This is a genomic window from Anabaena sp. EIM26 (assembly GCF_057568715.1).
The window spans coordinates 2,056,400-2,082,686 of the sequence record NZ_CM172472.1 but is presented as its reverse complement, the minus strand read 5'-3'; the positions used below and the strand labels follow the sequence as shown (position 1 = coordinate 2,082,686).

The window sequence follows — 26,287 nt, the reverse complement described above, 5'->3', positions numbered from 1 at the left end:
TCGCTTACTGCGTAGCGTGCCGTTAGGCATAAAAGTTATCTGTGTTCGCGCAGCGTGACGTAAGTCATGGGCTAGGAGTCAGAATTCAGGAGTTAGGAGGAAGAATTAGAAGAAGAGAAGAATCGTCTTGAATCTGGTCAAGTGATAGGTAAATGAACAGTTTCAACGCTTATTCCTTGCAACTGATTCACCTTTTTAACCTTCAAACTCTTGATATATCTAAGTTTTAGCTTTATTAAGCAAGCCCTATTTAGTGAATTGATATTTTTACTTTACTATTTTTTGAACAGGTAATTGTGTTAATTAAATTTAATCTATCTAATGGTTTATTTTATCTCTTGGGATGCTATTTTATCAAAGGAAGGCAGAGCCTTCGAGAATTCATTCCCATACAGAGTATGGGAACGAGAAGTGATGAATTAGAGTAAGTATTCAGGATAGAGAATACAAAAGTCAGGAGAATAAAGCTTTTTTAGTCAACTTTGATGATTTTGCTAAAATCTCACTTCTGTCTATTCTTGATGTCATAAGCATTCTGAACCGCAGGTCTGCGTAGCGTCTCCTGACTCCTGACTCCTGAATTCTTACGAATTAGATAGAATTTCTCAACTGTGATTCTGATATCCAAGCACCGTGGAAACCATAGGGTATTCGTTGGGGAATGATGACTCGTGCGACGGGTTCGCTGGTGACATCTTGAGCATTTATTACTATTAATTCGGAAGTTTCTGAATTTTGATCATAAATAAAGGTTATAAGCCAGCCATCATCTTCTGTAGTTGCATGAAGACGGGGTGCAAATACTGCTTCACCGCCATAGCGTCCTTGTCCAAATTCATGGGTTTGGGATTTGCTATTACTGAAATTGTACTTAATTACCCCTTCAAATAAAGGTACAGGACTGTTGGCCATTTTTCCAGCGTAGCCATATTGGGTTTTTCTTCCTAAAGCATTTTCGTTAATGCGAGGAAATTCGGCTGGTACGTCATCTAGCATTTCTTCTTTGACTACACCTGTGCTGAGGTTAAAGCGCCAACGGTGTAGTAGGGGTATGTCTGCTGTGGGATCTGTTGATTGAGTCATTAAGAGGTTTGTGGAACTCATGCGACAAGCAATAAGTACTACTTCGTCACCATCTTCGTAGGCGTTGAGGGTGTGAAAGATGTAGCAGGAAGGAGTTTCAAACCAGCGAATATTGCTGTTGTCGCCGTGACGTGGGACAATGCCAAAGCGACTGGGACGTTGGCTCTCAAACATCATCATCGGTTCTCCCTTTTGCATTCGTTCTGGACTAAATGTCAAGGGTAAATCCATAAAGATGGTGTAATTTTCAGTAATGGCGAAATCATGCATCATTACTCTCATTGGGATGTCAATGGGGACGGTTCGCAATAACTCTCCTTGGGCTGAAACTACGCCATATTGCAGGTATGGTGGGGCAAATGAGTAGCCAAAGAACATCATTTCCCCTGTCACTGGGTCTACTTTAGGGTGAGCAGTAAAAGGAGAAACGAGTTGATTATTGTAAGTATATTCACTAATGGTTTCTAATTGAGGAAGTTGGATATTATGCGGCGCACCCCCTTCCCACAGTGCTAGAAGTTGTCCTGCGTGCCATACTAACGCAGTATTAGCTGTATTTTTACCAGGCCCGTGAGGGTTATCCATTTGGGGTGGTTCTAACAATCCACTCCAGACAGCTTTACCTGCTTCATGTTCAATATTCCAGCCTCTGGTGCGGACAAAGCGATTGCGATAAGTGGCTTTACCGTTGCTAATTTGCACGCCATGTAACATTCCATCACCGTCAAACCAGTGATACTGTCCTATAGGTGAATGCTGGGGGTTAGGGCCATTACGGACAAACATCCCAGAAAGATCAGAGGGTAATTCACCGATAACTTTTAGGCTGTCTGTGGTGATTTCTTGGCGCACTGGGGCAAAATTGCCATCAAGATAGGGATTTACTGCGGTTACTACCATTGTTAATATTGAGTTTTATTACGGTACTTTCTTCTTTAATATAATTGAGCAAAGTGTGCGATCGCTATACCCCCATAGGCATCGTACTTTCTCCTGGACAGTAATACGACGTGAGTTCGACATAAGAGAATTTGTGGAAAACTCGCCACAAGTAGGAGTCTCAAACCCTTATTCTCTCGCTCTTAAAAATCATAACTCCGTTCGCGTAGCGTCTCCGCAGGAGAAACTCCTAACACCGAACTCACGTTAATACGGTTATTCTGAAGATTGAGACTGCTAAATTCAACCTCAGTGAGAATATACCGTGAGCCTAACTCTTTATCTACTCCGTCATGGACAAACAGAATCTAGTCGCATGAATGCATATTGCGGTGCAATAGACTCAGAACTCACCCCTGACGGGATAGAAATGGCAAATGCTTTTGCAGTTGCTTATAGTTCTACCCACTGGAAGGCAGTTTTTTCTAGTCCTATGCGACGAACCATAGCGACAGCGAAACCTCTATGTACAGCCATAGGAATGCAACCTGAACTGCGAGATGGTTTAAAGGAAATTAACTATGGTGAATGGGAAGGTAAAACCCCAGAAATTATTAGCCGTGAATATCATGATGATTATATCCGTTGGTTAGCCGACCCCGCTTGGTATGCTCCCACTGGTGGAGAATTAGCGGTAACAATTGCTTCTCGCGCTATGCAAGTAATTGAAGAAATTAAGCATCTTTACAACGATGGTAATGTTTTAATTGTTGCTCATAAGGCAACTATCAGAATCATTCTTTGTAGTTTATTAGGAATTGATGTGGGACGCTTTCGTTATCGTTGGGGGTGTCCGGTTGGGTCTTTAAGTATTGTCCAGTTTACAGATCATGGGCCAATGTTACAGGCTTTGGCTGACCGGACTCATTTAGATGATAGATTGCGGAATTTACCCGGAACTTAATAGTTATAGCTGTTTTTGGGTGAATGCAATCGAGGGTTGGGAAACCCATTGAGTCAACTTAACGTAAAAGCCTTGTAAAAACTGGGTGTCATTCCTCTGATCCTTTCGTTCCCATATTCTGTATGGGAATGAATTCTAGAATACTCTACCTTCCATGAAAGTAGAGGCAGAGCCTCTCTTGATATCATTCCCAGTTAAAAACTGGGAACGATATAACGAGATAAAACTTAAAAGTTCAGTGGTTGAACAAAATTAAATTCATTGCTGGAGATTCTTAACGGGGAACAAATATCTGTCTAGGGAAATATTATCTGTTTTTCTAGATTTATATATACTCAAAAAGATTAAAAATTAACTTTTGCAAAAATGCTTTTGGGTTGATTTGAGAAATCCGGGTTTAGCATTTAATTGTACCCATAGGACAAATTTAGGTTTTTTTGTAATCTTGTAAAACTTCTTATCTCAATCAAAAGGAGTACATTTAAGGTGAGTTAGTTTGAAAACTATGGAAGTAGTGAAACAATAATTATGGGCTTTTTGGTTTTTGATGTTTGAAAAAGTATATTATTTAAATAGGTAGCGTAAATTTAAGATCAGAAAATATCTGGAATTTCCAGGTGATTTTATGTTTATTTTCGATTACAGCAAGAAACCCATTTATCCCAATCGTGAAATATGAAGGTGGAGTCTAAGGTGAGTAGTATTGATAATTATACATTCTCTTTTGCAGGAGAAGTGACAATTCCCCAAGCTCCTCCTGAATTTAAATCAGGTTTTATCGGCATTATTGGTCGTCCTAATGTCGGTAAATCTACTTTAATGAATCATTTAGTCGGTCAAAAAATTGCAATCACATCACCAATATCCCAAACTACACGGAATCGGTTACGGGGCATTTTAACTACGGAAGCAGCACAGTTAATTTTTGTAGATACCCCAGGAATTCATAAACCTCATCATCAATTAGGGGAAGTATTGGTAAAAAATGCCAAGCTGGCAATTGAGTCAGTAGATGTGGTGTTGTTTGTAGTTGATGGTACAGTGGCTTGTGGTGGAGGCGATCGCTATATTGCTGAATTACTCAGTCGTAGTCAAACCCCTGTGATTTTGGGGATAAATAAAATCGACGAACAACCCTCAGATTTCCAAAAGCTAGATGATAGTTACACCCAGTTAGCAACTGAACATCAATGGCAAATGGTCAAATTTTCTGCCAAGACTGGGGTAGGATTACCAGAACTGCAAGAATTATTAATTGGTAATTTAGAAACTGGCCCGTTCTACTATCCACCTGATTTGGTTACAGACCAACCAGAACGGTTTATTATGGGGGAATTAATCAGGGAACAGATTTTGCTGTTGACCCGTGAAGAAGTACCTCATTCAGTTGCGATCGCAATTGATCTAGTTGAAGAAACCCCAGCTATTACCCGTGTCCTCGCTACCATCAATGTTGAAAGAGACTCCCAAAAAGGAATCCTCATTGGTAAAGGTGGCACAATGCTCAAAGCGATCGGTAGTGAAGCTCGTCAACAAATTCAAAAGCTAATTACCGGCAAAGTGTATCTAGAATTATTTGTCAAAGTCCAACCAAAATGGCGACAGTCAAGAATCAGGTTGGCAGAATTGGGGTATCGCGTGGAAGAGTAAGAGATTAGGGATATGGGGAGGTTAATAACCCAATCACTAATTACCAATCACCAAACTAATGCTGATGGACTCGCTCTAGCAAGAAGATAGAACCCACAGTTCCCACAAAATGAGCCGCAATAGCATTGACATTTGCCACTGCGACAAACACATCCATAGCGCGAATAATTCTGTAAGGGTCGGTAATTGCTACTCCTGGGGGTTGGGATACAGATTTGGCTACCAGCACACTCACTGTAGCTCCTGCACCAAAGATGCTTAACAACATCCCTACTAAACCGACCATGATTCCCAGTCGGATCGCTCTAACTGTTTCTGCCTTACTAGGATGCAAGGTTGGATTAGAATTTGCGAGGCGTTTACCGAAGCGTGTATAACGAAAATTCCAAAAAATACTGAAAAATAGCACTAAAATTCCCCAACCACACCAAAATATGCCAACTCCTAAACCAGTATTTTGTTGTTGAGCAAAATCACGACCAGTAATAGTAAATAACAAAGCCAAGCCGCAAACCATAGACAAAGCCAATTGAATCCAGAAAGTCATCCAACCGGTGAGACGAATAGTTTTGGCAAGATCTTGTACTTTTGGTTTTAGTGCCAGGGATGCTTGGTGCTGGTTGTGCGATCGCTTTTTGGAGTCTGATTCGTGCGATCGTACTTCGGGTTCATCAGTGTGCATATTCATTACTGGTTGCACGGTATATCTTCTATTTGTAAAGGTTAGTTCCATTAGCCGACTCCATACCCCCATCTCCAGACATAATTAGGGCTAGAAGTCAGGAGTCAGGAGTCAGGAGGAAGAATTAGAAGGAGATCAGAAGATTCTCAAATCTGGGTAAATGAATGGTTTTTGATGATTTCATCGCTTATTTCTTGCACCTTTTTCTACTTTTTCAGCTTGTAACTATTGATATATCTAGGTTTTTGGTTTATATGCCTAACGGCACGCTCTTCGCGTTCAGCAAGCCCTAATTACTGCCAAATATTCAAGCGCAAAGCAGAAGACAGGAGGAAGTAAAATATTCTCCTTTATCTTCCATAATATGTACAATTCACCACATCATTAACTGATAATATTACTGTATCAGTCCTCTTGAAAATCAGCGCCAAGGATCGGAAACTATGATTAAATCTTGGATGGTAATCGGGGGTGTGGCTTTTTTAGTAGCCTTAGGGGCTAACCAGATTACACCAAGCGATCGCCAGTGGTTCAAGCACTTAAAAAGACCCAAATGGCTTACGTTTGAGTCCGCAATTCCATTGATTTGGACAGTAATATTTATTTGTGGCGCTTGGTCAGCTTATATTATCTGGGAACATAGCCCAGGTACTGGTGTAACTTGGTTAATGATGATTTTATACCTACTTCTGGAAATATTTACAATTGCTTACACACCTGTAATGTTTCGATTTCGCAGTTTAACGGTAGGTACAATTCTTGGGGGTACAGGTTTTATAATCTGTCTTTTAGTAACCATAGCCGTCTTACCTGTTTCTGTTTGGGCTGCAATATTACTAATTCCTTATTTACTGTGGAGTCCCATTGGCACATATACAACTTGGGAAATGATTCATCTCAATCAACAAGATGCTTAAAATCATTCAATTGAGAGTTCATAATTGCTCTAAAATCAGGGAAAATTTACTATCTATTCAGAGATTAAACTGGGAGAAGTAAGTACAAACACATCCCTAGTTCCTGGTGCTGGATTGAGAGATTTAATGGGAGTTGTAAAGTGGAAAAAGTCATGGTCATTGACTACAACTAGTTCTCCTGGTTGCAAAATTTTGTTAAAAACTGGCTGATCTTTTTTAGCAGCATATAAATGTGTTTCTCCACCTTGAATATTTTCTCTAGAAACAGAAAATATGCCAATAAAATCACTTCCATCTTGATGAATGCCTTCAGGTGCAGGATTTCCTAAATGACCTGGTGAACAAGCAGTTCTAATTTGATGAATACCAATTTCGGCTTCTGGGTGTAGTTTACAAGCATCGCTAAAAGCTAAAACCAGGTTCTTAAAAATATCTAGTTCTACAAGTGCATCTTCTAATTCTGCAAAATCTCTTTTTATATCACCCAATAAGGGATTATAATCTCGGCTTTGAAATAGGTATCCATGTGGAAGTTTAATTAACTTATTTTCAGAAACCGTAACCCGTGATAACCTTCTTGAGCGATATTTACCTTTAATATAAGGATCAACAGGTAAGTTTTGAAAAAATGGCTGAAAACCTTCAGTATTGATCGAATTTACTTTTCTCAGGGTAAACAGAAAAGCATATTCTAATTCCGTAGCATATGAGACTTTTTGCATAGGACTTTTTTCCTTGCATTTTAAAATCCTTCCCAATTTTTTAATGTGGAAGGCCTGTAATATCTATTATATGCAACTATTATTTAACTGTCGTAAATTTAACTACAAAACTTGTTAAGTTACTGAAACATTTCATCAAGCCCACCTACTTAGCTGTACCTGACCAATTATCGTTAATTCATTGAACCTGAGTTCGACATAAGATAATTTGTGGAAAACTCCCCCCCAGTAGGAGTCTCAAACCTTTATTCTCTCGCTCTTAAAAATCATAACTCCGTTAGGCGAAGCCGTGCCGTAGGCATAGGAGAAACTCCAAACTCCAAACTCCAAACTCCAAACTCAGGTTCATTGAGGGTTTTCAGATTTGGCTAATTTTCTTTGATGGATATTCAGATGAGCTAATGCAACCAGGTCATCTAGTGAAATAGTCTGACTGGAATCATAGGGATAGACACCTATATTTACAGATAGCGGAAATGGTAACTGTTGAGTCTGATTAAATTGGTGGATATTAGTTTCCATTCGTTGCTCTATCACTTCACAAGCAAGCTGGTATCCCTGTACGAGGACAACAAATTGATCTTCTTCTATCCGTCCTAGTGTATCAGAATTGCGTAAACTCCGTTTGAGCAAATTTGCAGCGATAACAATAGCGTCTTCAGCAAATTCATAACCAAAGGTTTCATGAATGTAAGTAAGTGTACTCAGTTCAATAAACATGAGACTGGTGTACATTTGCGATCGCTTGGCTAATCGTAGCTGCTGTTCGGCCATCAGGTAAAAGCCGCGTCGATTATGCAGTCCAGTCAGTTCATCGGTGTGTGAGATGCGGCGAATTTCAGCCTCAATAGCTTTGCGTTCTTGGGTTTCTTGTAGTAAAGTGATTTGAGCAATTTCTAAGGCTGTAGTGCGATCGCTCAACTTTTTCTCCAGTTCTGCATACATAGCCACATTATCCATTGCGATCGCTGTACTATCTGCAAGTAATTGCAGCAACTTCACCTCTTCATGAGTCGGTTGATAGTGTTTTCCCCAATAAGTACCAATAGCACCAACAGCATCAACACCTCCTTGCGGACAAATGGCAACCATAGCCATACTTTTGATAAATGTGTTTTCATAAAAATAATGGGAACTCCTTTGATCAACAGATACATCTTCAATAATCCCTGGTTGACAATTCCTCATTACCCAGCCACTAATAGTTGTATCCATTGGAAATCGCTGACCTTTCCACATCGGACTTATAGCATCTTCATCCACGTAGTAGGAAAAGCCATTGTCGGATAGCACAAAAGTAGCACCATCAGAACCCGTCAGTTTTCGTACTGCTACTAGTACAATTTTTGTAATCTCTTCTAAAGAATGTACTGAACAAAGTTCTTGAACTATTTTCAGTAAATGTTCCATTGAATGCACATAGTACTCAGTAGCAGTAAGTGCAGAATTATATTCGTTGCTCATAATATTTTTTAACGAGTATTTTTATAGTTACCTAATGTGAGTCACCATATCAAAATATTCTATAAAATTATGATGATATTTATTTTTAGTTTAATCGTATTATTACTAATATCTTAAATAAATATTTAACATAATTACATGATTGATTGCCTTTATAACTATCCAGTACTCTACCCTGGTGTATTGTTAAAACGCTACAAACGTTTTTTTGCTGATGTTCAACTTACTTCTGGGGAAATGGTGACAGCCCACTGTCCCAACACAGGGCCAATGACTGGAGTGTCTACTGTTGGTAGTCCAGTACAAATTTCTAAAAGCGATAATCCTAACCGTAAATTAGCCTACACCTTAGAGTTAATTCAAGTACAAGAGCCAGAACCGACTTGGGTAGGTGTGAATACAGCCTTACCCAATAGAGTGGTAAAACTAGCTTTAGAAAAATATCTTTTTCCAGAACTAAGTGAATATACACAAGTTAAGGGCGAAGTGGTTTATGGAAAAGATAAAAAAAGCCGTGTAGATTTTTACCTAACCGGAATTGATCAACAACGTCCGATTTATTTAGAAGTTAAAAACACTACTTGGACACAAGGAAATTTAGCATTATTTCCCGATACAGAAACCACAAGAGGACAAAAACATTTACGTGAATTAATGGAGGTGTTACCCCAAAATCGTGCAGTCATGCTGTACTTTATCAATCGGGGTGATTGTCCAGAATTTGCTCCCGGTGATAGCACAGATCCTATCTATGGTCAGTTGTTACGACAAGCTATAGCCCTTGGTTTAGAAGTTTTGCCCTGTCGTTTTGATATTTCTCCAGAAGGTATCCGTTATTTAGGTTTGGCAAAATTGAAAATTTAATGTAAGAGAATATTTGAAAAGTATGAAAAAGCAGTTGAGTAAATTTTAAAGGAAAATTTCCCCTATCTTTACCATAAAAATTATTATGGTTTCCAGTTATCAAGTTGCTCTTGGAATTTCTTCAAGTTTCCAGGTCTATAATTGAGCGAAGAATCATGCCAACGCTTCTTTACACTGTCATGCAACTCTGAAAATTGATCATCAACGTTGCGTAAAATAGTTGGCAAAATTTTATCAAATACTTTTTGATCATGGTGAAAAATAGTTTGATAATTTGCTTCAATTCCATCTTCAACATAGCTTCTATCTAAGTCTAGACCAATTTCAGATACTTGATCCATTATCCACTGTAGAGCCGCATCCGATAAACCTCTGGTTGATTGAGTTCCTCCTCCAACACAACCATGAACACCAGGAAACCATAGTTGTGTTACTTGCTGGGGATGATGAGGTGTCATAGGAGTTACATCAAATGCCTTGCGGGTTTCGTCAATTGCCACTGCATGAAAGGCTTTTTTAATATAGCGGTTGAGCTTAGTATCAAAAAACTTATATTTCTCATTAATCCAGTTATCTATGGGGATATAAGGAATCAGATCTGGAACACCTAAGGAACCTACAGTATCCCAACATCCTAAGACTTCAATAGGGACATTCTCTCCATATTGTTTGCGAAAATTAACTGATTTTTCACCATTAGGTCGAGCATTTTCATCTCTATTTCGATAAAGTTCATAAGCTTCTGGAATCTTCCGAATGTATTGTCTTTTCAATAATCCTGAACAATAAATTAATCCAGCCAAGCTACGTGCAGTATAAGCACCACGACTGAAACCAAATAAATAAATTTCATCACCGTTTTCATAGTTGAGACATAAAAAACGGTAGGCTTTCTGAATGGCTTGGTCAATGCCCCAACCAAAAACACCTCCTCCAATCTGATCAACTAAGTTACCAGTGCCAAGACCTTCATCATAAAATAACAGTTGGTAAATGCGCTCATTAGAGACTGGTTTAATAGCTTGAGCCATTTTGACCACATTCGTTGGATATGGAGTTTCTAAGGTTTGCCAAGTTCCATCACAGCAAATAATAATCCGTTTCATTTGCATTCACTCTTCTAGAGAATACTGAATTTTAATCAAGCTAGATTTTCTGTATATTACCGCCTTATATGGTAAATATACTGCAAAATACACGATATTTAAACTTTAGTACTTCTTCTTACAGGGATGGAAATACGTATAGTTTTTAATGATCTCGATACTTAGACAGAATTAATTACACAAGTTATTGTTCTATTCTCTTCCCTCACTGATAAGTTCTCAACTCAAATAGGATTGCTATATAGTTTGGGCAAAGGTTAATTGTTGTTTCTGGCTGTAATTTAATGATTATTGTTTTAATGGGTGTTTCTGGATCTGGTAAAACTACTATTGGTAAACTTTTAGCAGAATCACTAAACTGGGAATTTTATGATGGTGACGCTTTCCACTCACCACAAAACATTGAAAAAATGCTGCTCGGTATTCCCCTCAATGATGCTGATAGAATGCCTTGGTTACAAGATTTACAGACCAATATTAAAATTTGGTTGCAAGAAAATAAAAATGTAGTTTTAGCTTGTTCTGCTCTTAAAGCCAGTTATCGCCAAATTCTCTTATGTGATAGTCGCATCCAGTTAGTCTATTGCCAAGGATCTTTCGATATTATTCAAGAACGGCTGAAAAAGCGGCAGAATCACTTTATGAATAAAAAACTCCTCAAAAGTCAGTTTGATGACCTTGAAGAGCCAGATAATGCTATTTATGTTGATATTTCCCAGCCGAATGAAGTGAGTGTAGATAAGATTAGAAAGGCTTTAGGATTTTAGGCGAGTTGATGAGAAGCTAGAAAAGCATCAACTTCAGCAGGGGTAGGTTGGGATGCGATCGCACCTGGTTTAAGAGTAGTCAGCGCCCCCACAGCACTGGCATAGGTGACAACTCGTTTTGCAGTTTCTCCATCCCTCAAACTTTGAATTCCAGATTGACATAATTGATGGATAAACCCAGCCAAAAAGCTATCTCCCGCACCAGTTGTATCAACAACAGATATAGAAAATGCAGGTAATTTGCCCTCGTTTTCACCTAAACAATAGGAACAACCATTTTCACCATCTGTTACTAAAACACCTTCCAATGAATTCAGGCGATAAGTAATAGCTCCTGGATCTGTGGTATCAAATAACCATTGGGCTTCTTCTTTAGTTAATTTGAGAAAATCAAATCTCTTCAATAACGCCTGAATTTTTGACTTAGCTGTATTTTCATCTTGCCAAAATACTGGTCGCCAATTTACATCCAGAATAATTTTCAGATCATATTGTTCTGCTAAATCTAAGGCTCGCAAAACAGCTTGCTCACTTTCAGGATAGGCCAGTTCTAAAGTTCCTACTACCAAAAAGTCTGCTTCATCAAACAGCGAATTTGGCAGTTGTTTAGCTTGAAGACGGGTATCAGCAAATTCTGAAGAATCATATTTACCAAATCCGGCAAAAGTGCGATCGCCCCCCGAATCCCTAATCACATAAACTTGTCGCGTTGGTGCTGTAGGATGACGTTGCACACCCGTCGTATCCACGCCTACATCTTGTAACAGCTTCACCAGAGTAGTACCAGGTTCATCCTCTCCCACCGCACCAATAAATCCTGCTGGCGTTCCCAACTTTACTAAAGCACAGGCCACATTAGCAGGCGCTCCACCTGGATAGGGAGTCCAAGACTGCACTTCTTCCAACTTTAGCCCCAATTGATCAGCTAAACAATCAAACAAAACTTCGCCAAGGCACAAAACACGGGGATTACTCATCTCATTTTTGATTTACGACTTGGGATTAAGAATATGTTTGACCTCTCTCTGGGCTAAAGCCGTAGAGATTTTCAAGCAGTTCAAAACTCTTAAAGGTGTAGTCAATTCACCTCTAGACATTCACAAGAATATTACCTGTTCACATCCCGAAGGGCTGGTCATAGAATACAATAGCAATTTTTATGCCTAAATAGAGTGTATATGCTTTTAAATTCCTAAATTTATTACCTCAGTAAACAAGGGAATTTTCATACAAAAACGTACCATTTAATACAAAATATTTAATGGGCTAGATGAAACTCCAGATCAAATCCAAAGAAAATATGGACTTTAGTATTACTCGGAACATTTGTAATGTCTGCCTCTGAGAGAATCTTTTAGAATTAGAAAGAGCGATTGAGTACATATACCAAGGGAGAAATAAATAAGTCATGGCTGCTAATGAGTCTCAGACCCCTGTTAGTCTGTCAGACAGAGAACTGCAAATTATCGACTTAGTGGCCGCAGGCTTAACTAACCAAGAAATTGCAGGAAAACTGGAGATTAGCAAACGTACAGTAGATAACCATATCAGCAACATCCTCACCAAAACTAAAACGGACAACCGAGTCGCTTTAGTTCGCTGGGCTTTACAATGGGGTAAAGTTTGCTTAAATGATGTCAATTGCTGTACCCTCCCCATCCATAACGATGAAACCATTGGTTAGTCGATTGCTATTACTCCCATCTGGTATGCTGAAAAGTCAATTTTGAGGTTTACTGATTGTTCTCCTCCTCACTCCTATTTTTCAGTGTGAACCTCTACCACAAGTTCCGCAACTTTCACTTAAGCGAAAGTTGACGCTAAGGAATCAACTTTCTTTCCACTATCGGAACTTGTATATCAGAATTCCTCTTAGAATTCAGCACAACAGATAACCGAGGAAAAGCTCAAAGAATCAATAGACTTTATTCAGAAGTCAGGGAAGGCATAAGGGGAAAAGGGCATAATTGTTCTTGAATAGAGTGACCTTTAGAATCCCCATCTTTAACGTAAGTAAGATGGTGAGAATGTCAATCTTTCCCCCTTGCCTTCATCTTTTTCCAAAAATTATCCACAAAAATTAGCAATAATACAGCGGTGCAAACGCTACATTGGAAAGAAATCTATGTTGCTTTATCAGCTGAGGGAAAATGAATACTACTAATTCTTCTTTTCCAGATGCCTCATCTCCCTTTAACTTTTTTAACCTTGACTTTATCGCACCATATTCTCAACAAGACGCGGAATTACTTAAACAGCTATCCTTTTTGCCTGGGTTACAAGAAATTCTTATGCTGCGTCAGGTTCATGCCCTAGAACACGCTACTGTTTGGGTTCTCAGTGAAACTAAAAGCGCCTATTCCCCTCCAGGAAAGCCGACTAATGTGCAATTGGATAACGAACTATTAGGTGGTTTGTCCACAGAACATGGATTTTATCTATATGGTGACGTGAATATAAGTCATTTGCGACGCGCGGTAACACTAGCCCAACATCGTCTCACCAGCGGAGAATGGGATTTAGCCGTGCATCCCCGTTGCGGTACAAATTTATCTGTAGCAATGCTTTTAACTGCTGGACTGGCTATAGGTGTGCATTTATTGTTACCATTTCGACCGTTTGAACAACTGATAGGCTTAGGTTTAGCGGCCACAACAGCATCTGAACTTGCACCCGATTTAGGTTTTATAGCCCAACGTTATCTAACAACAGCTATCCCATTTAACCTAGAAACTGAAAATATTACCCGCACCCGTGACTCCTGGGGACGTGAAGCGCATTTTATTAAAGTAAAATGGTGTGATTCAGGAGTTAGGAGTCAGGAGTCAGGAGTCAGGAGTCAGGAGTTAGGAGTTAGGAGTTAGGAGTTAGGAGTTAGGAATAAAAGTCTTTTTCTGTGTGGTTTTTACCGTAAATTTTGTATCTTCTTCAAGTGAATACTGCTTATATTAATTTTCTGATGAGAAAACTTTATTTTTTAGTTCCTGGTACAGATAAAAAATTTTCCTGTGGTGGTCTTTGGGCAGAGTTAAAAACAGTTGGTTTAGCTCAACAGATTTGTCATGCTGATGTTGTTACTTATCGTCAACGCGAAAAAGATAAACTATTTCTTGATGATCTACTCAAAGAAAACAACTTAAATGATGTGATATTTATCATTAGTTGGGGATTTGATATCGCTAAATTAGCGCCCAAACTACAAAAATATAATGTTATTTATCATGCTCATACTGCTGGTTATAATTTCAATTTACCGTCAGATATTCCCATCATTACAGTCAGCCGTAACACAATGGGATATTGGGGACAAAAATCACCTAATTCATTAATTTATTATTTACCTAATCAAATTGCCGATGAATTTACAAATTTGCATCTTGAGCGAGATATTGATATTTTAGTTCAAACTCGAAAATCTTCTGAATATTTAATCAAAGAATTAATTCCTGCATTGCAGAAAAAATGTAATGTCTTTGTCGTTGATTCTTATATCGAAGATTTACCAGGATTATTCAACCGAACTAAAATTTATCTTTACGATTCTGCTGAATATTGGGCGCAACAAGGTGTTAGTGAAGGTTTTGGATTACAACCAATGGAAGCCCTCGCTTGTGGATGTCAGGTTTTTTCTAGTATTAATGGGGGACTTTCTGATTACTTAGATCCTGGCTTTAATTGTTATAAAATTGCTGGATATTCTCTAGAGTATGATGTGCAACGTGTTCTTAAATCTCTAGCATCTCCAGTTTCTTTAACTTTATCATCAGAAATTTTATCGGAGTACCGGAGTGAAAATATTATTAAGAGATTTACATTAATTTTAACAGAAATAAATGATTTTTTTGATTACAAAATCTATTCGTCTTTAAAGATTCCAGATTTAACAAAATGGCGTTTAACAAAACTATTTGTCAAAAGAGTATATGGTAAACTCAAGCAAAAATATTTTTCGTAATTCAAACATCCTCTTACGCAACTGGCTTGCTTTATAGGGTGTGGTTCGGCAAGCTCACCAACCACGTCAGACTTCATAAATCCTGTAAGAGACTTATAACTAAAAAAATATCCCGTCGTTGTGACGGCAGGGGGGCAGGGAGCAGGGGGAAGAAAAGTCGCTTTGATTTGGTGAAATTGGATCATCTTTTTTGTGGAGTTCTGTAAGTAAAAAGGTATTTAATATCTGACGCACCATAGTTGTCAGTAAAACCCTGACAGCGCAAGGATTTTCCACTAAATTTTGTCTGAGTAACCAGATCCCCGATTTCTCAAATCCCCAACTAATTTGGGCTTGTGGATAGAAATGTCATGAAATCTTGATATATATCTCCCCGAAAACTGATTATGTCATGGTTTCCTGACATAATGATCCCCAAAGAGCTGATAAATACGTCAAACAGACGAAAAACCGTCTTCAGACCCCTTGCTCACTAGGCATGATTACCGGTTAATATCTATTTAACGAAAGCACGCCGCTGATCCCGAAGAAATGCTAATGACGGCAAGACTAGGAATTAAGCAATTCGTGTATCTCCATTTAAAAACAAACTAAAACACTTATAAACTGGGCAAAACCAGGAGTCAGGAATAAGAAATTCATCTGGGATAGATGACATTTTATAAACCATTCTATAACCCAGGGATATCATTTACCTTTACCACTACTGGAGGCCAAATAAATGGCAAAAGAACGCCCCCCGCTAGAGGAGATGACATTACGGCAACTTCGTAAAGTTGCTAGTGAATATAGCATTTCTCGCTATAGCCGAATGCGTAAATCTCAATTGTTGGCATCAATTCAAGAAGTCCAGCGCAACAAAGTTTCGCTCAGTCCATCTCGTTCACTGGAGGCACAGGAGACCGTGGAAGCAGCAAAGTTTGAATTAGGTCAGGAAGATCGTACTGGTGGTTCTCTCGCTGATGTAGATGAGGCACTTGCCGATTTACCAGCGGGTTACGGTGATAGCCGTATAGTTCTATTACCCCGTGATCCCCAATGGGCTTATACATACTGGGATATTCCCAATGATCACAAAGAAGAACTACGCCGTCAAGGTGGACAGCAACTAGCGTTGCGGATTTATGATGTTACTGACATTAATATCGAACATCAAAGCCCCCACAGTATCCAGGAATATCCTGCTGATGAACTAGCCAGAGAATGGTATTTACCAATTCCTGTGAGCGATCGCGATTACGTCATTGATATCGGTTATCGTACCGCAGACAGTCGTTGGTTGGTATTAGCTCGTTCTGCAAGAGTTCACATTCCTCCCGTCTATCCTTCCGACTGGATTGAAGATGTCTTCATCACCGTAGACTTTGAAGAAGAATTGCGCGGTACGACTAAGTACGAACTAGTTCCTCCAGCTAAGAAAATTGCCACCACATCTGCCGCTGCTGGATCTGCAAATGGCAACCCCATTTATGACCAAATCTTTGGTTTAGCAGAATCTGCTGAAGCTCAACGAGTTGCAGGTTCTCTCTTCGGTTCCATGCAACAAGTACCCAGTTCTGCACGTCCAGAACAAGCTATTAGTTCCTATGTCTTCCCATCTGGTGTGGGTATGTGGGCAGTTCCTACCGTATCTGGTTTAACCATGTCCGGTGTGGGTATGTCTGGTGTTGGCTTCTCCGCTTCCGCAGTACCTGTACGTCCTCGTCAATTCTGGTTAATTGCTGACGCTGAATTGATTGTATACGGTGCAACTGAACCAGATGCAACTGTAACAATTGGTGGCCGTCCCATTAAGCTCAATTCAGATGGTACATTCCGTTTCCAAATGTCCTTCCAAGATGGTGTAATTGATTACCCAATTTTGGCTGTTGCTGCTGATGGTGAACAAAGCCGTTCTATTCACATGAAGTTTGAGCGGGAAACACCATCTCGCAATACCAATACCAAAGAAGAAGCTGTTCTTGAATGGCTTTAGTAAATTTTGAATTTCCCCATTGAATTTTACATTACGCCATAACTGCAATTTGTAATCAGCCCCGCTATAGTCATCCTGTAGCGGATTTTTTGTATGATATGTACTTAAAAACCTGCTTTGCGAGCCGCAACATCTGTTGATACTAATAGTTATGAGGGGATTAGTGAGCGATCGCTGACAGATACTTGTCTAATTGGCTTATCTGTTGTTATGTTATCTATAGCTTCTGAAGTTATCTAAAGTTTCTAACAGCTTCTAAAATATTTGGTTTTTGACTGAGCGAGAATGTAACCTTAAGTTATCTATAGTTTCTGAAGTTATGGGTCAAACTAAAAAGGCAAAAATTACATTTACTTGCTCACATGAACTACGGGAAGAGTTAGAAAGTATCGCAAATGCCGAAGATCGTACATTATCCAATCTTGTAGAACGGATGATTACACGAGCAATTAAGAGCTACAAACCTCAAGACCAGAAAGCAAGTTAGCCGCACGCACAGCAAAAATCGGCATGACCAACCCACAGCCAGTAGACACCAACACCCGTTTAACCAACATCGACTCACACCTACAGCAATTAGATGATGAGTTTGAGACTGTCAAACAGCTTCTGATATCAGCCGCTTCCTATGCTGAATCAGCCAATAATCGCATTGACAGACTATCAGAAAGACAAGATATCACCCAAAGACAGCTTGACGGGTTATCCGTAACAGTTCAAGTCATGGGCGAAAAAGTTGACAACTTTATTGTCAAAGCAGATGAGCAGTTTGACCGCTTAAGCCACAAAATTGACGATTTTGTGGATACAACCAAAGCACGTAATGCTGTAGTAAATAATGTAGTTCTCGAATTACGAGATAGCCAACAATCAACAAATGCTGCTATAGAGAGGCTAGAGAGGATTTTAGAGCAATTGCTGAAGCAAAAAGATTAAAGAAGACAGTGAATTCATTTACTGTCATTTTTTGGTATCGGACAGTTAGCAGGTAAGATATTACAGAGGATGATATAGCCTTTCCCACTCTAATTAGATACAAAATTACCTCTCCCCAACCCTCCCCTTACCAAGGGGAGGGTGCGCGACAGCGCGGGTGGGGTGTATTTAATGAGCTTGGGAATTGCTATAAGGCAAGAAATTCAATGATTGATTTGTTAGATCCAGTAATAATCCCCGCTATAGTAATTCTGTAGCGGTTTTTTTGTGATCATAACCGCAGATAAACACAGATGAACGCAAATAAATTATTTTTGATATCTATTCCCATAATTAGCGCTGCTTTATTATTAGGTTGTCAGGATATGGTAGCTAATTCAGCACCAAAAGCATCCACTAATTGTCCTGGCAATAATTCTCAGTTTAGTATTGAATTTTTTAAGACTAATAATCAAGGTGAAAGATATTCTAAAGGCATTAATCATGTGATTATTTTTAATCCTAAATCAGCAGAACTAGATTTTAAAGTTAATGTTGGTTTAGCTCATAAAATATATGCTAAAGATGGTAGAGGAAACTTTCGTAAAGAATATATACCCAAACAATTTAGTCAATTAATATTAGATGGCAATTCTAAATTAAATGGTAAATCACCAATTGCAGCCATTAATGCTGACTATATAGATACTGTTAATAAACCCCAAGGTTTAAATATTTCTCGTGGGATAGAGTATTCAGGTGCATTTAAAAATAAACGTTCTTCATTTGGAATCTCAGGAGGAAACCCCAGGGAACGTAAAGCTACTATTGATACTGGCAGAAGAGGAGCGAATATTCTTAATTACAATTTAGTGGGAGGTAATGGCAGATTCTACCGTCAGGGTCAGTTTAAAGATATTTGTAAAGCCTTGGGAGAATTTGCTTGTAAAGGCGCAACTAATCGCTCTATGGTAGCAGTTACTAGTAAAGGTTATGTGATTTTGTTAGTTAATGATGTGAAAGCTAATTCTAGTATTCAAACTTCTGCAATTAATAAAGAGTTGCTACCAAGTCAGTTTGATAATGTTTTAGAAGGAATTTCTAAAAATAATTGTTTAGGAAGAATTCAAGAAGGGATGTTATTTGATGGAGGGATGTCTCCGGGATTGTTTTATAACAATAAAATCTATTTGGAAAACTTTGGGCCAATTGGTTCGGTGTTTTTGATTTATAAGAAGTAAAGTTACATTAAAAAAAGGTAGCAATGCAACAAAAACTTTGATAATGTTGGTTTTTAGGCTTAAATAAACTGCCTTAACCAATAATTTAGGCAAAATTAAAATTAATGATGATAAGTCAGGAGAAGAGTGTATGCAAGTAAGACAAGAGATTTTTGATACCTATTGGCGATTTGCTGCTATGCGTCAAGAAGTATTTTTCAACAAACTTAAAAATGTACCACCACCTTGGACGAGCGATCCTATCCTTAATACTTATAAATTTTGTAATGCTTATCGAGTAAGTGATCGCGTTTCTCAATATCTGATCAAGAATGTAATTTATGATGAGAATAGAAGTCAAAACGAAGAAGATGTGTTATTTAGAATCCTACTATTTAAAATATTTAATAAAATAGAAACTTGGGAATATTTAGAAACCAAATTAGGAGATTATATTACACTCGCCAACTTTAATTTAGATGTATATTCCCAGATATTACAAGAGGCTATGGATTTGGGATATGTGATTTATACAAGTGCATATATGTCTTGTGCTAGTAAGGAGTTTGGTTATGATAAAAAACACCAGAATCATTTGGCATTAATTGATAAAATGGTTTGCCAAGATAGGGTGATTAATCCCATAATCAAAGCTAAAAGTTTGGCAGAAATTTTTCATATTCTTGAATCATATCCATTGTTAGGTAAGTTTATGGCTTACCAATTAGCAACAGATATTAACTATAGTGAAGTTATCAACTTTGATGAAAACAGTTTTACTATAGCAGGTCCAGGAGCAGAACGTGGTATTAACAAGTGTTTTCTTGATACAAATGGCAAAAATTATGCTGATGTCATTCATTGGATGACAGAAAATCAAGAAAATGAATTTCAACGTTTGGGGTTAAATTTTCAATCGCTTTGGGGTCGTCCGCTACAAGCTATAGACTGTCAAAATCTTTTTTGTGAAACTGATAAATATTGTCGAGCCGCATTTCCTGATTTGAAAAGTAATCGCAAAAAGATAAAAGCAAAATTTACTGCAACTCCTCAACCAATTGATTATTTTTATCCTCCTAAATGGGGTATTAATGATAAAGTTAAAGAAACTTTAGCCCAGAGATTACCATCATTAGAGATTCCTAATTTACAAGAACTGAATAATCGTGCTAAAATAATTGCCGTTCAATAATATCTTTTTCTATTAGCTATAAGAATAATCTAATGAAAAATACTATAATCTAGCCATGAGTCGTCATATTAGAGATGACTTTCGTTAAATTTATGTCTATCGATAGTTTATAGAAAAAAAGCTATCAGTTTATAACTCAGAGAGTGTTGTGCAGATAACAGTCTGTTTTCTAACCAGTCTGCGGTTGTTCAATAGAAATTTGTTAAGTTAATTTTCTATGTGCTTCAATCTAAGGAGATATTATGAAGAGTAAGACCAGTTTAAAAGTCATGTTAGATCAAGTAATTTCATCTGAAGCATTAAATGCTTATCAACGCTTGCAAATGAAACATGATGAAATCTATCATCCTGAAATCATTGCACTTGGCGTTTCCCGGCGAATGAATCATATCACGCTGCATCTCGTTAAATATCTTGGAATTCTTTCCTCCACGCCTGTTTCAGCAGAAGAAAACAAGAAGGTATTTATTGATTCATTTATAATGATTATTTCAGCAAGTAACCTATTAGCAATTCCTTTAGCAAAAGAGTTAGAGATTGATAACATCAATATAATTGATGTTAACTTTATTGATGAATATATTCGGCTTCTAGCTCAACTTGCTAAGGCTTGTGAAGCAACAGATCACCAAGAAGATTACCCAATTCGAGCTACCTGGAATAAGAACATAAAAAGATTTTTTTCCCTCCTTGTGCGTGAATCACACTCACGAAGCATTCCTATTTTGGAAGAATCTAGTAAGCGTTTAGACTTTGTGGAAAGGAAACATTCACTTAACGATATCTTGCGAGGGCAAAGATGAGTTTTTGGTCATCACAAACTTTGAGATCTCGTCTTCCTAATTTAATTGAACCGTTTAATAGCGATCAAATTCAGTCTGCATCATACGAATTATGTTTGGGAGAAGAAGTTTATATTTCAGCCCTTCCTGATACACCTTTGAAAGAACGGAAAAAAATTATTCTTGGCGAAAAAGAAACTGTTCCTATTCCGCCAGGACAGTTTGCATTTCTAATAACTTCCGAAATAATCCAAGTGCCTAATAATGCGCTTGCGTTTATTTCGATGAAATTTAAATTTAAATCACATGGGCTGATTAATGTTTCAGGTTTCCATGTAGATCCTGGTTATAGTGGGAAATTAATTTTTGCTATTTATAATGCTGGACCTCTTAATTTTTATGTAGGAAGAGGTGAGAGAGTTTTTTCTATATGGTATACAGACTTAGATCAAGATGATGAAAATCCACGAAATAAGATAGGTTATGATTCAATTCCTACTGACTTCATGAATAGTCCTGATTTAGTTTCTTCTCTTCCTTATTTAGTAAAACGTTTGGATGATCTGGAGAAAAAAATAGATAATTATTCTATTAAACAGGCTTTTGTTTTTACTATTGCTATTGGTATTCTACTCGCTTTTGCCAAAATAGTATTGGATATCTTCATAAAGCTATGATGGAAGATAATTAAAAATTTTGAATAATTAAGAGCAAGCAACCATTTATATAAATTGCTAAAACAGGAATAGAGAAAGCCAATGAACTCACAGCAAAAGCTTTGATAAATCAACAACTTATTGGATTGCTCTACCAAATTCTAATGATGAATTGCATCTGAAAGCTAGAAGTGTGACTGAATCTTTATTGCCTAATGTAAGTATAGTTACAAGTGAAATGGTATTTAATGAATTGTTGAATGCTTTTTCTAAAAAAGGAAGTTTTTTAAAAGTAGCAGCAGTTAGTCTAATTAATAAATCTTTTAGCAACCCTAATATTGAGATTGTTACCCAAACGAGTGAACTGTTTATCAGCGCACTTGAATTGTATAGTGAACGTTCTAGATTAAGATTGGGGTCATACAGAAAATTAGTATAATAGCTTTAATTTTTATGCTTAATTAGGTAAATTTACCATCTAATTTCACCACAATTTTGTAGAGCATTTTCAAACTTCATTTTTCTTGATTGTTGACTGGCTTTATCATCTAGATAATGTACCTCAAAATTAAGAACTATGGCATCACCAGAATTATATCCAGTGATGCGATCTAAAAAATCAGGTGGTGGAAGGTCAGTGCCTAGCTCAGGATTTACTTGGCAGCAATTCGGATTTTTGCGGATAAACTCATCAAAATTTTCGTACTTAATGTATTTGTAATACTGAGTTCCTTTATGAGCAGTTTCTATTGGCATACTTTCCCTGCTGTTGTGATAATTGAATGCCATTTGAATTTTTTCTGTGTCAGTTAAATAACGCATTTGCTTAAAGCAAAGTTTTGAATGATTTAGACCAAAAAATAAAGCAGCAATGAAGACCATCGTACTACAGGCAGTGGTTAGCCACACCCTAATATCCATACTTGTTTCTGATTGTTGTATCCTAATATAGGAATTATATTTGATTTTTGAAAAAATACCTAGGGTGTGTAAAGCCCTTGCAGAAATGGCTATGCTTAGAGCGACAGCGTAACGTACAATTAATCAAATTTACAGTGCGTTACGGCTTTGCCTAACACACCCTACAAATATTTAGATTGTTTAAAAACTCAAATACTATTGCTATAGCAATCCTAAATAGTTTATGAGAAAAAACCATATTCATGAAGTTTGGAAAAGTCAAAAATCTGACAATGTGTAGATAATATTTGCTCATTTGATATAGATGGTAGCTAATTGAGGTGGCACAAATTATGTATCTGTAACACTCTCAGTCACACTAGAATTAGAATTGTTGTGATGTACTCTATTAGCTAAAGTGTCAGATTCCCTACCTCTGCGCGAGCATTATCTCGCTTTAATTGATGAAATTGTTGAAACCACTCTCAAGGGTAAGATTAGCTCTGTAGAGCAAGTATATCAAATGCTGCTCAAAGGTATTACTTCCGGTACAGGGGAAGTGTTTGAGTTAGCTTTGAGCGATCGCTTGACAACCCTGCAAACCCAAGTAGATAGTGAAAAAGACGAACTAAAAAAGTCTAAAGCTACGCGTGGTTTAAGAGCAATTAAAACCATTCAAACACAATGGCAACGCTGGCAAGAGCAAAACAAAGCCACGGAAGCTATAATTCTCGCAGTCCGAGAAATTACCATTGCCAGTAATGATGAGCGTTTAGCCGTATTTTTGCGTTTAACTGACCCTAATTTAAAATATCAATTAAATTTATCCCAATTACAGCAATTAGCTAAATCCTTACAGCAATTTGGTGAAGCTAATTCCGATTTAGCGCAAATATCAACAGGAATTACTCGTGGTGTCGCTTCTTGGCAACGTATCCAAGAAAATCTACTGAGTTGGATGTATGAACAAAAAGGTTCTCTAGGATTTGGTGGTGTACCCGGAGAAAGTGGTCCTTGGGCAAGTTGGGCAAAGTTAGTTAAAAGCGAATTCCCCGCAGCATTTTTCCGCACCTTAGCACTTGAAGAATCTGCAATTGAATTTGTTCAAAAACAACAAAATATTACCCTCGGTGATTGGGTAGAATTAGCAATAGTTTTACAATTTTTACAACGAGGTTTAGTTACTTGGTTTGACCAACAAGCTTATGATATCCAAGCTGGCCCCAAATTATCAATTTCTACATTTTTGACCTTTGCGGTAATTTGGAGTCAATTAGCAAATGCTTTTCAAACCCAAGGAATAGTTTACAGCAATGGAGCTTCACAAATTATGCTCCAGATTTTAAGAACTTTTGCCCAGCGTCCTTATTTCCCTCTCTACGGTGGGATTTTTGCTTCGTTTTCTGGTAGTTCTTTGCGAGATGCCTTAGATTATTTAGATGAACCTCTGCGTTCGGTGGAGAGAACTCAGGAAAAAGCCAGAATTTTGACACTTTTAGGATATTCTCAACGTGCTTTAGGCAAATATCCGCGCTCAATTAATTTTCATCAGCAAGCTTTGGAAATAGCGAGAAATGCTAAGGATAGTTATTGTGAAATTGCTAATCTTAATCATCTCAGTCGTACCTATGTCCAAGAAAAAAATTATGCCGAAGCGATTAACTACAGTCAAAGGGCATTAATTTTAAGTAGACAAGCCGGTGATAAAACCGGAGAAGCTAACGCGCTGGTAAATTTAGGTTATAGCGAAGTTATGCAAGCCCAGCAGTTGGAAAATATTGAACCAGAAGTTTATGAATCAGCAATTAATTATCTTGAACAAGGTTTAAAGTTAGCCGAAAAATTAGGTGATGTTCAAAGTCAAGCTTTATGTTTTAGCAGTTTAGGTATTGCCTATTTAGTAACTGGACAAAACGAAGCAGCAATTAAATATTTAGAGGTAGGTTTTAAAACTGCACAAGTTTCTGGTGATTTGTATCTTCAAGGTCGTAATTTAGCTTATTTAGCCGAAGCTTATTATCACCTCCTTAATTTTGAAAAGGCTGTTTATACTGGTGGGTTGGGAATGTATCTGCTAGAGCAAATTTCTTCCCATGAATGGCGACAAGCCGCAGGTTTATTGACCATAATAAAAGGACAAGTTGGAGCAGATAATTTCCAAGTTTTACTTCAACAAAATCGCCCGAAAATGATTTCTGTTATCGGTGTTGATGGGTATGATTATATTCCCCAATTACTAACCAGATATCAAGATTCATAGTTTTTTTCAGATCTCCAACTTCTTAGACAAATCGGGGATCTTTTTGTTTATGTTTGCCAAAAATATGAGGTGAGGTGTTGACTTCAGCCTCAAAATCTGATATTATTAATCTTGATAAGGAAGAACTATTTCATAAACATTAAGTCACTATAGCAATCCTAAATAAGATATGAACACCTCTTTTTTTCCACCTCTGCGCTCTCTGCGTCTCTGCGGTTAGTTTTAAAAAATCCGTTCATAAATCAAATAGGATTGCTATATAAATATAAGTTATTAAAAACCCTTGGTAGAGACGTTACAGGAACTGTCTCTACGTTCTGTTACTAGATGTCTAATGTTGGTGGGCATTCCCCAATTACGAATTACGAATTACCCATCACCTTTTTCAATAGTTCGGGAATTTGAGAAGGACGTTCAGCTATAGGAATGTCTGCTGATTGGAAAGCTGCTAATTTATTTTGTGTTGTGCCAAAAGTGGAATCACGTCCAACAACGGTTGCTAGGGTTCCTGTTGACCGCCAATGTTTAGTTAATGGTGCGTGTCTACCGGCAATGTAGGCAATGACTGGTTTATCAATAGCTTCAGCTATATATCGTGCGGCTGCTTCTTCACTTCCACCGCCTGGTTGACCGACTAAAACGATCGCTTCTGTAGTTTCATCCTCATCCAGAATTTGCAACCATTGCAGGAACGATGAACCCACAATTGCATCACTACCAATGCTGACACTAATGGACTGACCTAAACCAGCTTTGGTTAATTCCCAAGCCACTTCATAAGTAAGAGTGCTGCTGCGGCTGACAATCCCCACTGATCCAGGTGTGTAAAATTCGCTTGGTTGAGTTCCTAAGAGAATTTTGCCAGGAACGATAATTCCAGGACTGTTGGGTCCAACTATCAAAATTTCACGAGTTTCTGTTTTGCGGAGTAATGCCACCATATCCAAAGGTGGCACACCAGCGGAGATAATAATGATCTGTCGAATATTAGATGCGATCGCTTCCAATGCAGCATCTAATACTTGATAAGGGTGTACACAAATAATCGACGTGTCAATTGACCCAAATTTTGCTGTCACCTCCTCTACTAAGTCAAATACTGGCAGGTCGTACATTTGCTGACCACCACATCCCGGATTGACACTAGCCACCAAATTAGTGCCATAAGCTTTCATTTGAGCAATATGAGTTGCTGATATAAATTCACAAAAACCCTGAATTAAAACTTTACTGTCTGGTGTTAAGTTCATATTTAGTTATTGAAAATAGGGAATAGGGAATAGGGAATAGGGAACAGGGAACAGGGAGAGGAATATTGATCCTGCCCGTTCAAT

The 26,287-nt window shown here is 37.9% G+C and carries 26 protein-coding genes; 18 read left to right on the top strand and 8 right to left on the bottom strand.

What is annotated here, in order from left to right; genetic code table 11:
- Nucleotides 1-591 precede the first annotated feature (591 nt).
- A complete protein-coding gene (locus AC012T_RS09000; RefSeq protein WP_487064976.1) occupies nt 592-1,983 on the bottom strand; it encodes a carotenoid oxygenase family protein in 1,392 nt (463 codons plus the stop codon).
- Nucleotides 1,984-2,287: 304 nt separating this feature from the next.
- Here AC012T_RS09000 and AC012T_RS08995 point away from each other — a divergent pair, with 304 nt between their 5' ends.
- Both AC012T_RS08995 and era read left to right on the top strand, forming a co-directional pair.
- On the top strand, nt 2,288-2,926 hold the full coding sequence (locus AC012T_RS08995) for a histidine phosphatase family protein (RefSeq protein ID WP_487064974.1): 639 nt from the start codon (nt 2,288-2,290) through the stop codon (nt 2,924-2,926).
- 675 nt (nt 2,927-3,601) lie between these two features.
- Nucleotides 3,602-4,576 carry a GTPase Era gene (era, locus tag AC012T_RS08990; RefSeq protein WP_487064972.1) on the top strand — a complete coding sequence of 325 codons (975 nt, stop codon included), beginning with the start codon at nt 3,602-3,604 and terminating at the stop codon, nt 4,574-4,576.
- A 55-nt stretch (nt 4,577-4,631) separates the two neighbouring features.
- Here era and AC012T_RS08985 read toward each other — a convergent pair whose 3' ends face one another.
- Nucleotides 4,632-5,258 carry a DUF3611 family protein gene (locus tag AC012T_RS08985; protein WP_487064970.1) on the bottom strand — a complete coding sequence of 209 codons (627 nt, stop codon included), beginning with the start codon at nt 5,256-5,258 and terminating at the stop codon, nt 4,632-4,634.
- Between the two features lie 443 nt (nt 5,259-5,701).
- Here AC012T_RS08985 and AC012T_RS08980 point away from each other — a divergent pair, with 443 nt between their 5' ends.
- The gene (locus AC012T_RS08980) at nt 5,702-6,175 is read left to right on the top strand and encodes a TspO/MBR family protein (protein ID WP_487064968.1); all 474 of its coding nucleotides are present in this window, start codon (nt 5,702-5,704) and stop codon (nt 6,173-6,175) included.
- A gap of 53 nt (nt 6,176-6,228) precedes the next feature.
- On the opposite strand, the gene AC012T_RS08975 is transcribed toward AC012T_RS08980, so the two are convergent.
- A complete protein-coding gene (locus tag AC012T_RS08975; protein WP_487064966.1) occupies nt 6,229-6,897 on the bottom strand; it encodes a 2OG-Fe dioxygenase family protein in 669 nt (222 codons plus the stop codon).
- 345 nt (nt 6,898-7,242) lie between these two features.
- Entirely contained in the window at nt 7,243-8,361 is a 1,119-nt protein-coding gene (locus tag AC012T_RS08970) for a sensor domain-containing diguanylate cyclase (RefSeq protein WP_487064964.1), read from the bottom strand.
- A gap of 138 nt (nt 8,362-8,499) precedes the next feature.
- On the opposite strand from AC012T_RS08970, the gene sfsA reads away from it, so the two are divergent.
- Nucleotides 8,500-9,225 carry a DNA/RNA nuclease SfsA gene (gene sfsA / locus AC012T_RS08965; protein ID WP_487064962.1) on the top strand — a complete coding sequence of 242 codons (726 nt, stop codon included), beginning with the start codon at nt 8,500-8,502 and terminating at the stop codon, nt 9,223-9,225.
- Between the two features lie 83 nt (nt 9,226-9,308).
- Here the strand turns inward: sfsA and AC012T_RS08960 are convergent, their stop codons facing one another.
- Nucleotides 9,309-10,331, bottom strand: a complete 1,023-nt coding sequence (locus AC012T_RS08960; RefSeq protein ID WP_487064960.1) for a DUF2235 domain-containing protein — start codon at nt 10,329-10,331, stop codon at nt 9,309-9,311.
- 284 nt (nt 10,332-10,615) lie between these two features.
- On the opposite strand from AC012T_RS08960, the gene AC012T_RS08955 reads away from it, so the two are divergent.
- Nucleotides 10,616-11,098: a gluconokinase gene (locus tag AC012T_RS08955; protein ID WP_487064958.1), complete on the top strand. Its 483-nt coding sequence runs from the start codon at nt 10,616-10,618 to the stop codon at nt 11,096-11,098.
- Here the strand turns inward: AC012T_RS08955 and AC012T_RS08950 are convergent.
- The gene (locus tag AC012T_RS08950) at nt 11,095-12,075 is read right to left on the bottom strand and encodes a carbohydrate kinase family protein (RefSeq protein ID WP_487064956.1); all 981 of its coding nucleotides are present in this window, start codon (nt 12,073-12,075) and stop codon (nt 11,095-11,097) included. The two genes, AC012T_RS08955 and AC012T_RS08950, sit on opposite strands and share 4 nt — an antisense overlap.
- Nucleotides 12,076-12,506: 431 nt before the next feature.
- On the opposite strand from AC012T_RS08950, the gene pedR reads away from it, so the two are divergent.
- The 12 genes from pedR (at nt 12,507) to AC012T_RS08890 (ending at nt 22,232) form a co-directional block, all read left to right on the top strand.
- Nucleotides 12,507-12,782, top strand: coding sequence for a photosynthetic electron transport-dependent transcriptional regulator PedR (pedR, locus tag AC012T_RS08945; protein ID WP_015213071.1), 276 nt, complete (start codon nt 12,507-12,509; stop codon nt 12,780-12,782).
- A 466-nt stretch (nt 12,783-13,248) separates the two neighbouring features.
- On the top strand, nt 13,249-13,962 hold the full coding sequence (locus AC012T_RS08940) for a DUF6391 domain-containing protein (RefSeq protein ID WP_487064954.1): 714 nt from the start codon (nt 13,249-13,251) through the stop codon (nt 13,960-13,962).
- Nucleotides 13,963-14,057: 95 nt separating this feature from the next.
- The gene (locus AC012T_RS08935) at nt 14,058-15,053 is read left to right on the top strand and encodes a glycosyltransferase (RefSeq protein WP_487064952.1); all 996 of its coding nucleotides are present in this window, start codon (nt 14,058-14,060) and stop codon (nt 15,051-15,053) included.
- 721 nt (nt 15,054-15,774) lie between these two features.
- Complete coding sequence (locus AC012T_RS08930) at nt 15,775-17,028, top strand: DUF4912 domain-containing protein (protein WP_487064950.1); 1,254 nt, start codon at nt 15,775-15,777, stop codon at nt 17,026-17,028.
- 117 nt (nt 17,029-17,145) lie between these two features.
- A complete protein-coding gene (locus AC012T_RS08925; RefSeq protein WP_487064949.1) occupies nt 17,146-17,268 on the top strand; it encodes a hypothetical protein in 123 nt (40 codons plus the stop codon).
- Nucleotides 17,269-17,347: 79 nt separating this feature from the next.
- Nucleotides 17,348-17,515, top strand: a complete 168-nt coding sequence (locus AC012T_RS08920; RefSeq protein ID WP_487064947.1) for a ribbon-helix-helix domain-containing protein — start codon at nt 17,348-17,350, stop codon at nt 17,513-17,515.
- Nucleotides 17,516-17,538: 23 nt separating this feature from the next.
- Nucleotides 17,539-17,964, top strand: coding sequence for a hypothetical protein (locus tag AC012T_RS08915; protein ID WP_487064945.1), 426 nt, complete (start codon nt 17,539-17,541; stop codon nt 17,962-17,964).
- A 293-nt stretch (nt 17,965-18,257) separates the two neighbouring features.
- Nucleotides 18,258-19,184 (top strand): phosphodiester glycosidase family protein, encoded by a 927-nt coding sequence (locus AC012T_RS08910; protein WP_487064943.1) that lies wholly within the window; start codon nt 18,258-18,260, stop codon nt 19,182-19,184.
- A gap of 130 nt (nt 19,185-19,314) precedes the next feature.
- The gene (locus tag AC012T_RS08905) at nt 19,315-20,355 is read left to right on the top strand and encodes a nucleotide kinase domain-containing protein (protein WP_487064941.1); all 1,041 of its coding nucleotides are present in this window, start codon (nt 19,315-19,317) and stop codon (nt 20,353-20,355) included.
- A 242-nt stretch (nt 20,356-20,597) separates the two neighbouring features.
- On the top strand, nt 20,598-21,158 hold the full coding sequence (locus AC012T_RS08900; protein WP_487064939.1) for a hypothetical protein: 561 nt from the start codon (nt 20,598-20,600) through the stop codon (nt 21,156-21,158).
- Nucleotides 21,155-21,814, top strand: a complete 660-nt coding sequence (locus tag AC012T_RS08895; protein ID WP_487064937.1) for a dCTP deaminase domain-containing protein — start codon at nt 21,155-21,157, stop codon at nt 21,812-21,814. Before AC012T_RS08900 ends, AC012T_RS08895 begins: the two co-directional genes overlap by 4 nt.
- Before the next feature lie 172 nt (nt 21,815-21,986).
- Entirely contained in the window at nt 21,987-22,232 is a 246-nt protein-coding gene (locus AC012T_RS08890) for a hypothetical protein (protein WP_487064935.1), read from the top strand.
- Between the two features lie 32 nt (nt 22,233-22,264).
- Here AC012T_RS08890 and AC012T_RS08885 read toward each other — a convergent pair whose 3' ends face one another.
- On the bottom strand, nt 22,265-22,714 hold the full coding sequence (locus AC012T_RS08885) for a hypothetical protein (protein WP_487064933.1): 450 nt from the start codon (nt 22,712-22,714) through the stop codon (nt 22,265-22,267).
- 397 nt (nt 22,715-23,111) lie between these two features.
- Between AC012T_RS08885 and AC012T_RS08880 the strand changes: the two genes are divergently transcribed.
- On the top strand, nt 23,112-24,953 hold the full coding sequence (locus AC012T_RS08880) for a tetratricopeptide repeat protein (RefSeq protein WP_487064931.1): 1,842 nt from the start codon (nt 23,112-23,114) through the stop codon (nt 24,951-24,953).
- Nucleotides 24,954-25,315: 362 nt separating this feature from the next.
- Here the strand turns inward: AC012T_RS08880 and AC012T_RS08875 are convergent, their stop codons facing one another.
- The gene (locus AC012T_RS08875) at nt 25,316-26,203 is read right to left on the bottom strand and encodes a succinate--CoA ligase subunit alpha (RefSeq protein ID WP_487064929.1); all 888 of its coding nucleotides are present in this window, start codon (nt 26,201-26,203) and stop codon (nt 25,316-25,318) included.
- Nucleotides 26,204-26,287: the final 84 nt, after the last annotated feature.